Raw genomic sequence first — 13,408 nt, forward strand, 5'->3', positions numbered from 1 at the left:
CCTACGACTTGGCGGAGGCGTCCTTCGCTGGCGTGTTCGCACCCGCGTCGGCGGCCCCGCCCGCAGTCCCGTCGGAGACTCCGCCCGCGGCCCCGTCCGCCGCCGCTTTCGTGGCCGCGCAGTCCGCGCAGCGGCCGAAGATCGCGAAGTGCTTCATGTCCGTCTCGAAGCCGAAATCGGCGCGCAGCTTCTCGGTGAACTCGGCGACGACGGACAGGTCCGCCTCGATGACGTCCGCGCAGTCCCGGCAGACCAGGTGGATGTGGTGGTGCCGGTCCGCCAGGTGGTACGTCGGGGCGCCGTGCCCCAGATGGGCGTGGCTGACCAGCCCGAGCTCCTCCAGGAGCTCCAGGGTCCGGTACACCGTGGAGATGTTCACGCCGGACGCGGTCCTGCGCACCTCGCACAGGATGTCGTCCGGAGTCGCGTGCTCCAGGGCGTCGACCGCCTCCAGGACGAGCTGACGCTGGGGCGTCAGCCGGTAGCCGCGCTGCCGAAGATCGGTCTTCCAGTCGGTGCTCACCACACGCCCAGTGTAGGGCGGGGCGAGCACCGGACAGCAGCCCCGGTTCCGGGCGGGCTCCCTACTTGAAGAACGCGATGCCGTCGTCGGGCATGTCCTCGAGGTTCCGCGCCATCTCGGCGACCTCCTCGGGGGTGACGACCTTCTTCAGGTGCGCCGACATGTACGGACGCAGCTCGACCTCGGGGGTGGCCTTCTCGCCGACCCACATGAGGTCGCTCTTGACGTACCCGTAGAGCCGCTTGCCGCCGCTGTACGGGCCGGAGGCCGCCGTGCGGGCCACCGCGTCGGTGACCAGGTCGATCTGCGGCTTCTGGTGGGCCAGCTCGCCGTACCAGATCTCGATGACGCCCTGGTCGCGGGCCATGACGACCTCGACCTTGCGGTCCTTGTCGATGCGCCAGTAGCCGGTCTCGGTCTCCAGCGGCCGGACCTGCTTGCCCTCGTCGTCCAGGACCCAGGTGTGGGAGACGTACTCCAGGAAGTCACGGCCGTCGTGGCTGAAGGTGACTTCCTGGCCGAAGTTGCACTTCTCGGCGCCGGGGAAGTCGGACACGCCCGCGCCCGCCCAGTTGCCGAGGAGGAAGGCCAGCGGGACGAGGTCCGGGTGGAGGTCGGACGGAATCTCGATCATGAGCGGCTCAGACGATCTGTGAGGGAGGGGCGGGACGAGCGGGCGCCGGTCCGGTGCGGGGTCGCGCGGGGACCGGGTGCGACGAGGGTCAGCGCTGGCCCTGGAACAGCTTCTTCACGGTGAGCGCGGCGAAGGCGGTGACGCCCACACAGACCAGGATCAGCAGGGCGGAGAAGAATGCCTCAAGCACAGGGGGCTCCTCGTGACGAGCGGGTGGCGGCGGTGACAGGGCCGGGCCCCCAGCCTAATGGGTGGGGGCCCGGCCTTCTCGTTCAGGTGTCGGCCGCGGGCCGCCGCGGCCGGCACTCAGGCGAGCAGCTGGTTCTGCAGGATCAGCGTCTGCTGGAAGGGGACCCGGTCCGTCTCCCGCTTCCCGGAGCGCTCGTGCACGACGAGGGCGATCGTGTCCCCCGCCAGGGTGTACGCCTGCCGGACGTGCTCGGCCCCGAAGGGCGCCTGCTCGGCGAAGACGAACGACGAGGTGTTCTCGAAGTCGTTCTGCGAACTCCAGGAGGCGTCGATCTCGGTGGTGTCCGTGCGGTCCAGCGGCGTACCGGCCGAGGAGCCCACGTTCAGGTCGTCGATCATGCCGCTCGCGAACGCCGTCGAGGTGAACCGCACCAGGTAGATCCGGGACACCGTGCCGTCCGGCATGGTCCAGCCGCGGGCCGCGATGTGCCGCGCCGGGGCGTCCTTCAGGAGCTGGGCCACCGACTGCCGGTCCTGCTGCCGGTAGGCGTCCAGGAACGTCTCCGTGGAGATCCAGCCGCCGGGCAGCTTCTTGTCCGGCACCGCTCCTGCGGGGGCCGGCAGCAGCAGGTCGCGCAGGTCGGCGTGGTGGATCTCGGCCGGGTTGCCGGCCCCGAACGGCCGGGGCGAACCGGCCGGGAGCGCGGGCAGGGACAGCTCCGGATAGTCCCAGCGGCCGTCGTCCTCGGTGGCGAGCCCGGGGACGTCGGTCCGCTCCAGGGAGGCGATACCGAAGGCCGTACCGGTACCGAGCACCCCGAACGCCAGCGCGGCGGCGGTCCACCGGGCCACGGCGCGCAGGACCCGCCGGGGCGGCTTCGGCGACGCGTCGGGCGCCTCGGGCGGGAGGACGGGCGGCGCGAACACGTTGACCGGCGGCGGCGCTTCGGGCATCGCAGGCGTCCCGGTGGCCCCGGGAACTACCGTCTGCTCGCTCATATGTACTCCCCCGGGGACGCGATGTGGTCGAGCTGGTCCTTCACCAGGTCCGCGACGTCGGACGGGCTGAACGGCTTGCTGCCGTTCGCGTCGACGGTGACCGAGACCTCTCCCTCGTACGCGACGCAGGTGATGCCGTCGAGGGTGTCCTTGTCGCCCTTGGGCAGCCGGTAGCAGGTGGCCTTCTTGTGGCCGTCGATCGAGGGCCCCTTGCGGAAGACGTCGAAGGAGTCCAGCAGCTCCTTGCGGTTCAGGTACGACGTGCGGACCGCCCGCTTGTCCTGCATCTTCATGATCTGGACGTTCACGACGAGATCGTTGGCGTCCGAGGTGTACGAGCGCTGCGCGATGCCCCGGATACGGAGCTTCTCGACGTACTTGTTCAGTTCGCGGCGGTCCTTCCCGGCCAGCCCGCGCCCCATCTCCTTCATCGCCGCGGCGGCCTTGGCCCCGCTCGTCTCGCTGTCGTTGCCGAGTTCGCCGATGTCCGGGCCGAGCCGGTAGCCCTTGGGCACCGGGAGCAGGAGCTTGGTCAGCTCGGTGTCGTGGCGGCCCCGGGCCGGACCGCCCGCCGAGTCCTCGGAGGGCATGTGCTCCACGTCCAGGACGGTCGTGGTGACCGTCCGGTCCGCGGTATCCACGGTGTTCTTCGTGTAGGCGGCCGCGCCGCCGACCGCCCCGAGCACCAGGACGACGGGCAGCGCGGTCAGCACCACCCGGCGCACCCGACGGGCGGGGGCGGGCACGGGCGCGAGGGCCTCGGCCGACCCGGCCGACCCGGCCGACCCGGTCGGGCCGGTGACGGGGTTCGTGTCGTCGTCGTTCACAGCCGCTCCAGCTGTCGCTCGGCCAGCGTCCGGATGTCCTTCTTGCCGATCGGGACGGTGTCGAAGATGTTGATGTCGAGGACGATGTCACCGCGTACGGCCAGAGCCCTGGCCCGGTAGGACGGGAGGTATCCCGCCTTCCGCTCGACCGGGTAGAGGAAGTAGCGGCCCTCGCGGCTGCCCTTGACCGGGTCCCCCGGGTTGCCCGCGCCGTCCTTGTCCCACGGCATGTACATCAGCTGGTCGCCGAAGTGCTCCGCCGCGCCGTTCCGGTCACCGGACCGGAACTGGAGCAGCTGGACACCGGTCTCCCGGTACTCCCCCTGCCGCCACGCGGCCGAGGCGACCCGACGCAGATCGAGCTCGGAAAGCGACTCGAACATGAAGTGCGGGTCGTCGTAGTACGTCTCGGCATACTGATCGAGCGGCTGCCAGCCGTCGTCGAGGCCCAGCTCGTCGGTGATCGTCTTCTTCGCGCCCTTGGGCCGGTCGACGAGCAGCTTGCGCAGGTCTCCGTCCGTCCTGACCCGCCGGTCCTGGGCCGCGGGCAGCGGGGCCGGAGCCCGGTCGGCGGACAGCGGCTTCGCCGGGTAGCCGATGCCGGGCTGCGACAGCGCGGCCAGTGGCGTCGGCGCCCGCTCGGCCTGGATGCCGTAGCCCACGGCCGCTCCGCCCGAGATCCCGAGCAGCGCCGCCGCCGCGATGATCAGCGTCGTACGTCCGCGCGGCCGGCGGCGTACCGGCGCGTCGGCGACGGCAGGCGGCTCCGTCGGAGCGGGCGGCACGGGTGCGGGCCCTTCCGGTGCGGCAGGAATGGTGTCGTTCGGTTCCAAAAGGGGTCCCCCCAAGAGACCTGAAGCGCGGGTTCCCTTACCTGCGCGCACAAGTGACCCCCAGGTCAGCAAGGAGGTTGCGTCCCGGACGATTACAGTTCGGCATATGCCGAAGAAGCTTGTGATCAAGGTGACCGCCGGGCCCGAGGCCGCAGAGCGCTGCTCCCAGGCCTTCACCGTGGCGGCCGTGGGCGTCGCCAGCGGTGTGGAGGTCTCGCTCTGGCTGACCGGCGAGTCCTCGTGGTTCGCCCTGCCGGGCCGGGCCGCCGAGTTCGAACTGCCGCACGCCGCCCCGCTGCCCGACCTGCTGGACTCGATCCTGGCGGGCGGCCGGATCACCCTGTGCACCCAGTGCGCGGCCCGGCGCGACATCGGTGAGAAGGACGTGCTGGAGGGCGTACGGATCGCGGGCGCGCAGGTCTTCGTGCAGGAGGCCATGGCGGACGGCGCCCAGGCGCTCGTCTACTGACCGGGCAGGCGTCCGCCGTGACTCAGCGGCGCTTCTTGCCGTCCAGCTCGTCCCACCACTCGTCGGACTTCGGGTCGCCGGAGGGGTCGTCCCACCAACGGTCGTCCGGGCCCCGCCGGTTGGCGACCATCGCGGCGACCGGCGGGATCACCATGGCGACCACGCACATGCCGATGGCGACCGGCATGGACCACAGGCGCACCACGGCCCAGGCGGACACGAAGAGCGCGATGCATCCGCCCATCATGAGGAAGTAGTTCCGCCTGCGTCGGGCGTACATGGTTCCAGCGTAGGACTCCTCGGGCCGCCCGCCCACCCGGTGGGGACCCCCGGACGGCACGAAGGGCCGCACCCCGCGTCAGGTGGCGTCCAACCCCCTGGGGTGCGGCCCTTCGGCCGTTCTGTGTGCCGTACGGAACGGCGTGCCGCGGATCAGACGGCGATGGCGACCTCGGAGAGCCCGCCGGTCTGCGCGACGACCGTGCGGTCGGCGCTGCCGCCCGGAACCAGGGCGCGGAGCGTCCAGGTGCCCTCGGCGGCGTAGAACCGGAACTGTCCGGTCGCCGAGGTCGGGACCTCGGCGGTGAACTCGCCGGTCGAGTCCAGCAGCCGCACGTAGCCGGTGACGGGCTCGCCGTCGCGGGTCACGCTGCCCTGGATGGTGGTCTCACCGGGCTTGATCGTCGAAGCGTCGGGGCCACCGGCCTGTGCTCCACACATGGTTCTGTCCTTCTGGTCGGGTCGTGCGGGTCGGTGGGACTACTTGGCGGGGCCGAGCTCGATCGGCACGCCGACGAGGGAGCCGTACTCGGTCCAGGAACCGTCGTAGTTCTTGACGTTCTCCTGGCCGAGCAGCTCGTGGAGCACGAACCAGGTGAGCGCGGAGCGCTCACCGATGCGGCAGTAGGCGATGGTGTCCTTCGCCAGGTCGACCTGCTCGGCCTCGTAGAGGGCCTTGAGCTCGTCGTCCGACTTGAAGGTGCCGTCGTCGTTGGCGTTCTTCGACCACGGGATGTTGCGGGCGCTCGGCACGTGGCCGGGGCGCTGCGACTGCTCCTGCGGGAGGTGGGCCGGGGCGAGCAGCTTGCCGCTGAACTCGTCGGGCGAGCGCACGTCGACCAGGTTCTGGTTGCCGATGGCCTTGACGACGTCGTCGCGGTAGGCGCGGATCGACTCGTCCTGCGGCTTGGCCGTGTACTGGGTGGCCGGGCGCGTCGGGACCACGTCGGTCAGGTCGCGGGAGTCGAGCTCCCACTTCTTGCGGCCGCCGTCGAGGAGCTTCACGTTCTCGTGGCCGTACAGCTTGAAGTACCAGTAGGCGTAGGAGGCGAACCAGTTGTTGTTGCCGCCGTAGAGGACGACCAGCGTGTCGTTGCCGATGCCCTTCTCGCTGAGCAGCTTCTCGAAGCCGGCCTGGTCGACGAAGTCCCGGCGGACCGGGTCCTGGAGGTCCTTGGTCCAGTCGATCCGGATCGCGTTCTTGATGTGGTTCTTCTCGTACGCCGAGGTGTCCTCGTCCACCTCGACGATGGCGACCTGCGGGTCGTCGATGTGGGCCTCGACCCAGTCGGCGTCTACCAGGACGTCGCTGCGGCTCATGTTGTTCTCCTCCGGGGCAGTCTGCGGCGGGGTGGTGCGAGATGCGGAGTTGCTGGGTGCGGATGTACGCGCGGAGGCACGGAACGCGGCGCGTACGGGGCACGGGGCCGGCCCTGACGACGGTCGAAGGGCCGGGGAGAAACGGGACGGTGCGAACGCCCCGCTCAGAAGGTGCGACAGAGCATGGCGGCGACGCGGCACAGGTCTACTGCCCGCCGCTTCGTGAGATCCGCCTGTCGCTTCATGGGTCCGATCGTAGGGAGGTACGTACGGAGATGTCACCGTCGTGTCGCATGATGAGACACGATCATCCGTGATGTGAGACGGAGAAGGGGCGGACAGGCGCCGGATCCCGCGAGGGGCTCCCCCGGACCTTCCCCGCATCTACGGACCGGACGCAAGCGTCTCACTATCCGGATCGGCCGGTTGGCCAGGGAGGACGGGCGCCGTCGGGGCGCGGCCGGGGCCGGTCGGGCGGGGGCGGGGCGGCCGGTCAGCCCGTGAGGGAGACGTCCGCGCCGGTCACCGAGATCTCCAGGCCCTTCTCGGTCACCTTGACCTCCCGGAGCTCCAGGCCCTTCGGCAGCCCGTCGATGTCGCCCTGGAAGTCGGTCTTCTTGCGAACCAGTTCCTCGACGCCGGGAAGCCCCTCGCCCGGCACCTCGTCCGCGCGCACCTTGATCGTCTGACCGTCGACGCGGGTCACGGTGGACAGCACGCTGCGCGAGATCGGCCGGCCGAGGATCTCGACCGTGCCGGTGACCTTCGCCTTGCCGTTGCCGCCGTACTCCACGACGACGCCGTCGCTGGCCGCCGCCGTCAGGTCCTCGTAGCTGACGAGCGCGGTGCCGGTGGCGCGGGCGGCCGTGGCGCTCCGGTAGCCGGAGCCGAGCTTCACGTCGTGCAGCTCGGCCCGGACCTCGCTGACCCGTATCGCACGCCCGGCGGCACTGGTCTCCATGCCGGTGAGGCTGACGTCGACCCGGTCCAGCCGCGAACCGGCGAGCTGGGTGAGGAAGGGGAAACCCTTGATCGAGATCTCCGTCGTGGCGGGCCCGCCCCCGCTGATCGTGACCCGGTCCTCGGCCTCGGACTCGGCGAACCAGACGGCAGCGCGGTCGACGGCGAGGAAGAGGCCGCCGAGCACCACCACCAGGACCAGCAGTATTCGCAGTGCGCGCATGTGTCGTTCCCCCACCCTGAGCCGATCGGTCCCCCTGGCGCCCGTGAGCCTACTGCCGCAGGAGGGGGACGCCCTGGATGATCGACGACCGACGGCCCCCGATCGGTTCCCGAGGGGCCGTCAGCAGCGGTGCCCGTACGGCGGTCGAGCGCGCCCGTACGGCGGTCAGGCGATGGCGCGGCCGACCAGATAGACGGCCGGGGCCGCCGCGGCCAGCGGCAGCGCCACCCCGGCGGTCATGTGCACGAACCGGGACGGGTAGTCGTAGCTCGCCACCCGCAGCCCGATGAGCGCGCACCCGGCCGCCGCGAGACCGAGCAGCGCGCCCTTCGCGCCGATGTCGGTCGCATTGCCGGCGGTGAGGCCCGCTCCCACACCCGCGAGCAGGGCCACCGCGACGGAGGCCGCGCCGGGCAGCGGGAGGGCACGGACGAGCGTGGCCGCCGCGACGGCCACCCCGCCGACCACCACCGCGTCCGGGACCGCCGCGAGGTGTCCGCCCGCGAGCACCGCGAGGGACGCCGAGACGACCGTGGCCATCAGGCCGTACATCCGCTCGTCGGCCCCCGCGTGGCTGCGGAGCTGGAGGACCACGGTGAGCAGCACCCAGACGCCCAGGGTGCCCAGCAGCGCGGCGGGGCCGTGCTCCCGGCCCGCCGCGAGCAGGACGACATCGGCGACCAGACCCCCGGCGAAGGCGAGGGCGATGCCCTGGCGGGCGGGCCACATGCCGTTGAGCCGGAACCATCCGGCGGCCGTCACCGCCTGGAGGAGCACCACCGGGACGAGCAGGGCGTAGGGCCCGATCGCCGCGCCCCCCGCGAGCAGCAGGCCGAGCACGGCGGTGAGCGCGGCAGGCTGCATCCCCGGCGCGATGATCGGCGAGCGACCCCCTCGGCGCGTGCCCGCTGCGCGTCGGTGATCCGGGCGTTGCCCAGCGTCGTCGGCGCGCTGTAGCCCGTGTCGCCGGCCTCGGGCCGCGCGGTCACGGGCCCGGCAGCGGACACGGGTGTGGCGGGCGCGACAGGCGCGACGGGCGCGGCCGGGACTTCGGGCGGCAGCGGGAACGAGCCCGAGGCCCCCTGGGGGGGCAGATAGGCGGTGTCGGCCGCCGGGGGCCGGTACGGCTGCTGCGGTTCCTGGTACTGCGGCTGGTGCTGCGGTTCCTGGTACTGCTGCTGGTACGGAGGGTGCGGCTCCGGTGTCCCGTACGGGCCGGGCTGCTGGTGCTGCCCGTACGGATCCGGCTGCGGCGTCCCGTACGGATCCGGCTGCTGCGGCTGCCCGTACCCCTGCCCCTGCGCCCGGTGCGGTTCACCGTCCGGGCGGATCGTCGGCTGGTACTGCGTGTCCCAGGTCGGCGCCTGCCACGTCTGCGTCGCACCCTGGTCGAAGGCTGCGGGCTCCTGGGGCACGGCGGACTGCCCGGCCGTCCCGTCGGGCCAGTGCGGCTGCGCCGGCTGCTGCTGCCGCTCGGGGTCGTACGGATACGGGTACTGCTGATCGCTGCTGCTCATGGCCTGCGGTTCACCCTCCTGCGAACGGCGGGAGCACCTCGACCGTGCCGCCCTCGGCAAGGCGTACGGTCTCATGCCCGCGGGTCCCGACGGGGTTCCCGTCGATGAGGAACGAGCACCGCCGGAGCACCTGGCTCAGCTCGCCGGGATGCCGCTCGCGCGCCGCGTCGAGCGCCTCGGCGAGGGTCGCCGCCGCGTACGGTTCCTCCGCGGTGCCCGCGGCGGCCTTGGCCGCAGCCCAGTAGCGGATCGTCCCCGCTGCCATGGCGCCACTCCTTCGGGTCGGTTCGTCGGACGCCTCGTGCGTCAGCTCTCCATGATGGGTCACGCGGGCGGTGCGGCCGTCGCCCAGTCGGCGATGCGGGCCAGCAGGGCGTCGTCCGCCGCGTTCTCGGCGTGGCCCATCCCCCGCTCCAGCCACAGCTCCGCGCCGCCCGGACCGGCCGCCTCCGCCAGCATCCTCGGGTGGTCCAGCGGGAAGTACGGGTCCCGGTCGCCGTGCACGAGCAGCAGCGGGGCCGGGGCGATGAGCGGGACCGCGGCGACCGGGGAGAGCGGGACGGGGTCCCAGTCCTCGGTGGCGATGCGGGTACGGAGTCCGTAGCGCCCGACGAGGCGGCCCGAGGGGCGGGTGACCACCCAGTGCAGCCGGCGCATCGGGGCCGTCCCCCGGTAGTACCAGCGAGCGGGAGCACTGACGGAGACCACCGCGTCCGAATGCGCCCCCACACTCCCTGTGCGCCCCTCGCGCGCCGGTACGCGAACGGCCGTACGGCCCGCCACGGATTCCGCCGTATACAGAGCACCGTGCCGGAGCACCACCGAGCCGCCCATCGAGAACCCGACCGTCACCACCCGGGAGTGCCCCAGCTCCCGCGCCCAGGCCACCGCCGCGGCCAGGTCCAGCACCTCGCGGTCGCCCACCGTGGAGCGCCCGCCGGACCGTCCGTGGCCCCGGAACGAGAACGTGATCACGGCCGCACGCTGGGCGAAGACCCGCGCGGCGCGCCGTACGGCGGGGCGGTCGGCCGAGCCGGTGAAACCGTGCGCGACGACGATCGCGGGGGCCGCCGCGGGCCCCTCGGCGGCCGCGTCCCCCGGTGTCCCGACGCCCGCCGTACACGGTTCGTACACCGCCTCGACCGGTACGCCGTCATCGGTCAGCAAGGTGGCGCATCGTGGAGGGGGCGTGAGCAAGGGAACAGAAGAACTCAGGAATCGACCCTCGGACGCGGAACTCATGTGGGCTATTCTGCTGCGAAGAGGATCCGGGCAATGCAGCCCCCGGGTCCTTTTGTGCTTTACCGGCGTTGTTACGGCGACGTTTCCACAAGCTCAGCGGTCCCAGGGCGCGGGACCGCACCGTAGAACCGCATGACGTACGAAGCAGTGCCGCATACTCCCCCGGGTCCGACCCGGGAGTGCCCCTCTCGCAGGGAACGAGGAGGACCGACGTAATGGGCGAGCGAACCGTGCAACACGATCGACCGAACCAGGCAGGTGGGCGGCGATGAGTTCACTGCTGCTTCTGACGAACGCACTCCAGCCGTCGACGGAGGTGCTCCCCGCCCTCGGGCTTCTGCTCCACAGTGTGCGGGTGGCCCCCGCCGAGGGCCCGGCCCTCGTGGACACCCCGGGCGCCGACGTGATCCTCGTCGACGGGCGGCGCGACCTTCCACAGGTCCGCTCGCTCTGTCAGCTGCTGCGGTCCACGGGACCCGGCTGTCCGCTGATCCTCGTCGTCACCGAGGGCGGTCTCGCGGCCGTCACCGCCGACTGGGGCGTCGACGACGTCCTGCTGGACACGGCGGGACCGGCCGAGGTCGAGGCCCGGCTGCGCCTCGCCATGGGCCGCCAGCAGATCACCTCCGACGACTCCCCGATGGAGATCCGCAACGGTGATCTCTCCGTCGACGAGGCGACGTACAGCGCGAAACTCAAGGGCCGGGTCCTGGACCTGACCTTCAAGGAATTCGAACTGCTGAAATACCTCGCCCAGCACCCGGGCCGGGTATTCACCCGCGCCCAGCTCCTCCAGGAGGTCTGGGGCTACGACTACTTCGGCGGTACGCGGACGGTCGACGTCCATGTGCGGCGGCTGCGCGCCAAGCTCGGCCCCGAGCACGAGTCGCTGATCGGCACCGTGCGCAACGTCGGCTACCGCTTCGTCACGCCGGAGAAGGTCGAGCGCGCGGCGGAGGAGGCGAAGGACCGGGCCGCCGCCCAGCGGGAGCGCCGGTCGAGGGAAACGGACGCCGTCGCCCGTTCGGAGCAGTCCCCGGCCGCCGAGGTGACGGAAGAAGCCCCGGTAGAGGCTGCCAAGAGGTAGGTCCATCCGCGTAGACTGCGGCGCGTGGCCAAGGTGACGCGGGACGATGTGGCGAGACTGGCGGGGACGTCGACCGCGGTCGTCAGCTACGTCATCAACAACGGACCCCGGCCGGTCGCCCCGGCCACCCGCGAGCGGGTGCTCGCCGCGATCAAGCAGTTGGGGTACCGGCCCGACCGGGTCGCCCAGGCCATGGCCTCGCGCCGCACGGACCTGATAGGCATGATCGTGCCGGACGCCCGGCAGCCGTTCTTCGCGGAGATGGCGCACGCGGTCGAACAGGCCGCCGCCGAGCGCGGGAAAATGGTGCTCGTCGGCAACTCCGACTACCGCGACGAGCGCGAGGTCCACTATCTGCGGGCCTTCCTCGGTATGCGCGTCTCCGGGCTGATCCTGGTCAGCCAGGGCCCCAGCGAGCGCGCCGCCGCCGAGATCGAGGCCTGGGACGCCCGGGTCGTCCTGCTGCACGAGCGCCCCGAGGCGATCGACGACGTCGCCGTCGTCACCGACGACGTGGGCGGCGCCCAGCTCGCCACCCGGCATCTGCTGGAGCACGGCAACGCGTACGTGGCCTGCCTCGGCGGCACGGAGGAGACCCCGGCGGTCGGCGACCCGGTCGCCGACCACGTCGAGGGCTGGCGACGGGCCATGCACGAGTCGGGCCGGTCCACCGAGGGCCGGCTCTTCCAGGCCCCGTACAACCGCTACGACGCCTACCAGGTGGCCCTCGGGCTGCTGGCGGGCCCGGACCGGCCCCCGGCGATCTTCTGCGCCACGGACGACCAGGCCTTCGGCGTGCTGCGGGCCGCCCGTGAGCTGCGCATCGACGTGCCGGGCGAGCTGGCGGTGGCGGGTTTCGACGACGTGAAGGAAGCCGGCCTCACCGATCCGCCGCTGACCACGGTCCACTCCGACCGCCCGGCGATGGCGCGGGCGGCGGTGGACCTGGTGCTGGACGACTCGCTCCGGGTCTCGGGGTCGCGGCGCGAGCGGCTGAAGCAGTTCCCCTCCGCGCTGGTGGTGCGACGCTCGTGCGGCTGCGGGGAACCGCCCCCGTCGGCGTGATCGTCCGCCCGGCGGATCCGCGGCCCTTTACAGCGGGCATACGCGGTTCTTCCGGGCTTCTCAGGACGTACTCAGGCCCTTCTCATCTTCGCTGACCAGCCTGGTGCACATGACGGAGAACCTTCGCCCGAGCGGCGCGCACTCGACGGACCAGGACCCGAACCCGTACGCCTCCCCGTACGCGTACGACGGCACGGCGCACACCGGCACGGCGTACGACGGCACCGCGTACGCCGGTACGGAAGGTGGCTACCCGCCGCCGCCCCCGTACGCCCCCACCAGCCGGCGCCGGGCGAAGCGGCCGGTCGCGCTGCTGGCGGCGGTGGCGCTCGCCGCGGGCGTGATCGGCGGCGGCACCGCCACCCTCGTCGGGCAGCTGAACGGCGGGGGCTCCGAAACCACCGGATCGGGCGGCGCGGTCAACGGCACCACCGTCTCGCAGAGCAGCAAGGGCACCGTCTCGGGTGTCGCGGAGGCGGTCTCGCCCGCGATCGTGGAGATCGGCGCGGCCTCCTCGGCAGGCAAGTCCACCGGGTCGGGGGTGGTGATCACCGGGGACGGCGAGATCGTCACCAACAACCACGTCATCTCGGGCGCGCAGCAGATCCAGGTCACCCTCTCGACCGGCAGGACCTACACGGCCGACGTCGTGGGCACCGACCCCGACAAGGACCTCGCACTCATCAAGCTCCGGAACGCGAGCGGCCTGAAGACGGCCACGCTCGGCGACTCCTCGCAGGTCAAGGTCGGCGACCAGGTCGTGGCCATCGGCTCGCCGGAGGGCCTGACCGGCACCGTCACCAGCGGCATCGTCTCCGCGCTCGACCGGGACGTCACGGTCGCCAAGGACGACTCCGGCAGCTCGGGCCAGGGTCAGGGCCAGGGCGGGCAGGGCGGGAGCGGTCAGTGGCCGTTCGAGTTCGGGGGGCAGCAGTTCAACGGCGACACGGGCGAGGAGACGACCACCTACAAGGCGCTCCAGACCGACGCGTCGCTCAACCCCGGCAACTCCGGCGGTGCGCTGATCAACATGGACGGCGAGATCATCGGCATCAACTCGGCGATGTACGCGCCCAGTTCCTCGGCATCGGGCAGCGGTTCCGCGGCGGGCAGCGTGGGCCTCGGCTTCGCGATCCCGGTGAACACCCTCAAGGCCGACCTGGACACCCTGCGCGCGGGCGACGGCTCCTGATCCCGCGCGGCGCCCCGGCCGTGCAAGGCTGAGACACCCCCGCAGACCG

At 71.9% G+C, this 13,408-nt stretch carries 16 protein-coding genes and 1 pseudogene; 4 read left to right on the plus strand and 13 right to left on the minus strand.

What is annotated here, in order from left to right; all coding sequences use genetic code 11:
• Position 1: 1 nt before the first annotated feature.
• The 5 genes from IE272_RS25755 to IE272_RS25775 form a co-directional block, all read right to left on the minus strand.
• Positions 2-526, minus strand: a complete 525-nt coding sequence (locus IE272_RS25755; RefSeq protein ID WP_057663979.1) for a Fur family transcriptional regulator — start codon at positions 524-526, stop codon at positions 2-4.
• Between the two features lie 58 nt (positions 527-584).
• Entirely contained in the window at positions 585-1,157 is a 573-nt protein-coding gene (locus IE272_RS25760; RefSeq protein WP_007446360.1) for a heme-binding beta-barrel domain-containing protein, read from the minus strand.
• Positions 1,158-1,463: 306 nt separating this feature from the next.
• Positions 1,464-2,345: a hypothetical protein gene (locus tag IE272_RS25765; RefSeq protein WP_050356827.1), complete on the minus strand. Its 882-nt coding sequence runs from the start codon at positions 2,343-2,345 to the stop codon at positions 1,464-1,466.
• On the minus strand, positions 2,342-3,172 hold the full coding sequence (locus IE272_RS25770; RefSeq protein WP_050356828.1) for a hypothetical protein: 831 nt from the start codon (positions 3,170-3,172) through the stop codon (positions 2,342-2,344). The genes IE272_RS25765 and IE272_RS25770 overlap by 4 nt, the downstream gene beginning before the upstream one ends.
• The gene (locus IE272_RS25775; RefSeq protein ID WP_078961147.1) at positions 3,169-4,005 is read right to left on the minus strand and encodes a hypothetical protein; all 837 of its coding nucleotides are present in this window, start codon (positions 4,003-4,005) and stop codon (positions 3,169-3,171) included. The genes IE272_RS25770 and IE272_RS25775 overlap by 4 nt, the downstream gene beginning before the upstream one ends.
• Before the next feature lie 106 nt (positions 4,006-4,111).
• Between IE272_RS25775 and IE272_RS25780 the strand changes: the two genes are divergently transcribed.
• Complete coding sequence (locus IE272_RS25780; protein WP_012380275.1) at positions 4,112-4,474, plus strand: DsrE family protein; 363 nt, start codon at positions 4,112-4,114, stop codon at positions 4,472-4,474.
• 22 nt (positions 4,475-4,496) lie between these two features.
• Here the strand turns inward: IE272_RS25780 and IE272_RS25785 are convergent, their stop codons facing one another.
• The 8 genes and pseudogenes from IE272_RS25785 to IE272_RS25815 form a co-directional block, all read right to left on the minus strand.
• Positions 4,497-4,754, minus strand: a complete 258-nt coding sequence (locus IE272_RS25785; protein WP_050356830.1) for a DUF3099 domain-containing protein — start codon at positions 4,752-4,754, stop codon at positions 4,497-4,499.
• Between the two features lie 152 nt (positions 4,755-4,906).
• Positions 4,907-5,194 carry a DUF1416 domain-containing protein gene (locus tag IE272_RS25790; protein ID WP_003968135.1) on the minus strand — a complete coding sequence of 96 codons (288 nt, stop codon included), beginning with the start codon at positions 5,192-5,194 and terminating at the stop codon, positions 4,907-4,909.
• Between the two features lie 39 nt (positions 5,195-5,233).
• On the minus strand, positions 5,234-6,073 hold the full coding sequence (locus IE272_RS25795; protein ID WP_007456168.1) for a sulfurtransferase: 840 nt from the start codon (positions 6,071-6,073) through the stop codon (positions 5,234-5,236).
• 164 nt (positions 6,074-6,237) lie between these two features.
• Positions 6,238-6,318, minus strand: a complete 81-nt coding sequence (locus IE272_RS39370; protein ID WP_350310325.1) for a putative leader peptide — start codon at positions 6,316-6,318, stop codon at positions 6,238-6,240.
• 248 nt (positions 6,319-6,566) lie between these two features.
• Entirely contained in the window at positions 6,567-7,256 is a 690-nt protein-coding gene (locus tag IE272_RS25800; RefSeq protein WP_050356831.1) for an LmeA family phospholipid-binding protein, read from the minus strand.
• Between the two features lie 165 nt (positions 7,257-7,421).
• A pseudogene (locus tag IE272_RS25805) lies at positions 7,422-8,773 on the minus strand (hypothetical protein).
• A 10-nt stretch (positions 8,774-8,783) separates the two neighbouring features.
• Positions 8,784-9,038 carry a MoaD/ThiS family protein gene (locus IE272_RS25810; protein ID WP_007456174.1) on the minus strand — a complete coding sequence of 85 codons (255 nt, stop codon included), beginning with the start codon at positions 9,036-9,038 and terminating at the stop codon, positions 8,784-8,786.
• 59 nt (positions 9,039-9,097) lie between these two features.
• Positions 9,098-10,015, minus strand: coding sequence for an alpha/beta hydrolase (locus IE272_RS25815; RefSeq protein ID WP_229897641.1), 918 nt, complete (start codon positions 10,013-10,015; stop codon positions 9,098-9,100).
• Positions 10,016-10,283: 268 nt separating this feature from the next.
• On the opposite strand from IE272_RS25815, the gene IE272_RS25820 reads away from it, so the two are divergent.
• From IE272_RS25820 to IE272_RS25830, 3 genes are all read left to right on the plus strand, one after another.
• Positions 10,284-11,102: a response regulator transcription factor gene (locus IE272_RS25820; RefSeq protein WP_050356834.1), complete on the plus strand. Its 819-nt coding sequence runs from the start codon at positions 10,284-10,286 to the stop codon at positions 11,100-11,102.
• A 24-nt stretch (positions 11,103-11,126) separates the two neighbouring features.
• Positions 11,127-12,167 (plus strand): LacI family DNA-binding transcriptional regulator, encoded by a 1,041-nt coding sequence (locus tag IE272_RS25825; protein ID WP_050356835.1) that lies wholly within the window; start codon positions 11,127-11,129, stop codon positions 12,165-12,167.
• A 109-nt stretch (positions 12,168-12,276) separates the two neighbouring features.
• Positions 12,277-13,359, plus strand: coding sequence for a S1C family serine protease (locus tag IE272_RS25830; protein WP_056699956.1), 1,083 nt, complete (start codon positions 12,277-12,279; stop codon positions 13,357-13,359).
• Positions 13,360-13,408: the final 49 nt, after the last annotated feature.

It is taken from the genome of Streptomyces anulatus (assembly GCF_014650675.1).
Taxonomy (GTDB): Bacteria; Actinomycetota; Actinomycetes; order Streptomycetales; family Streptomycetaceae; genus Streptomyces; species Streptomyces anulatus.

Excerpts from the sequence above, each read along its gene's own strand:
- IE272_RS25800 (WP_050356831.1), bottom strand. The coding sequence starts at position 7,256 with ATGCGCGCACTGCGAATACTGCTGGTCCTGGTGGTGGTGCTCGGCGGC.
- IE272_RS25760 (WP_007446360.1), bottom strand. The coding sequence starts at position 1,157 with ATGATCGAGATTCCGTCCGACCTCCACCCGGACCTCGTCCCGCTGGCC.
- IE272_RS25765 (WP_050356827.1), bottom strand. The coding sequence starts at position 2,345 with ATGAGCGAGCAGACGGTAGTTCCCGGGGCCACCGGGACGCCTGCGATG.
- IE272_RS25785 (WP_050356830.1), bottom strand. The coding sequence starts at position 4,754 with ATGTACGCCCGACGCAGGCGGAACTACTTCCTCATGATGGGCGGATGC.
- IE272_RS25790 (WP_003968135.1), bottom strand. The coding sequence starts at position 5,194 with ATGTGTGGAGCACAGGCCGGTGGCCCCGACGCTTCGACGATCAAGCCC.
- IE272_RS25795 (WP_007456168.1), bottom strand. The coding sequence starts at position 6,073 with ATGAGCCGCAGCGACGTCCTGGTAGACGCCGACTGGGTCGAGGCCCAC.
- IE272_RS25810 (WP_007456174.1), bottom strand. The coding sequence starts at position 9,038 with ATGGCAGCGGGGACGATCCGCTACTGGGCTGCGGCCAAGGCCGCCGCG.
- IE272_RS25820 (WP_050356834.1), top strand. The coding sequence starts at position 10,284 with ATGAGTTCACTGCTGCTTCTGACGAACGCACTCCAGCCGTCGACGGAG.
- IE272_RS25780 (WP_012380275.1), top strand. The coding sequence starts at position 4,112 with ATGCCGAAGAAGCTTGTGATCAAGGTGACCGCCGGGCCCGAGGCCGCA.
- IE272_RS25815 (WP_229897641.1), bottom strand. The coding sequence starts at position 10,015 with ATGAGTTCCGCGTCCGAGGGTCGATTCCTGAGTTCTTCTGTTCCCTTG.
- IE272_RS25830 (WP_056699956.1), top strand. The coding sequence starts at position 12,277 with ATGACGGAGAACCTTCGCCCGAGCGGCGCGCACTCGACGGACCAGGAC.
- IE272_RS39370 (WP_350310325.1), bottom strand. The coding sequence starts at position 6,318 with ATGAAGCGACAGGCGGATCTCACGAAGCGGCGGGCAGTAGACCTGTGC.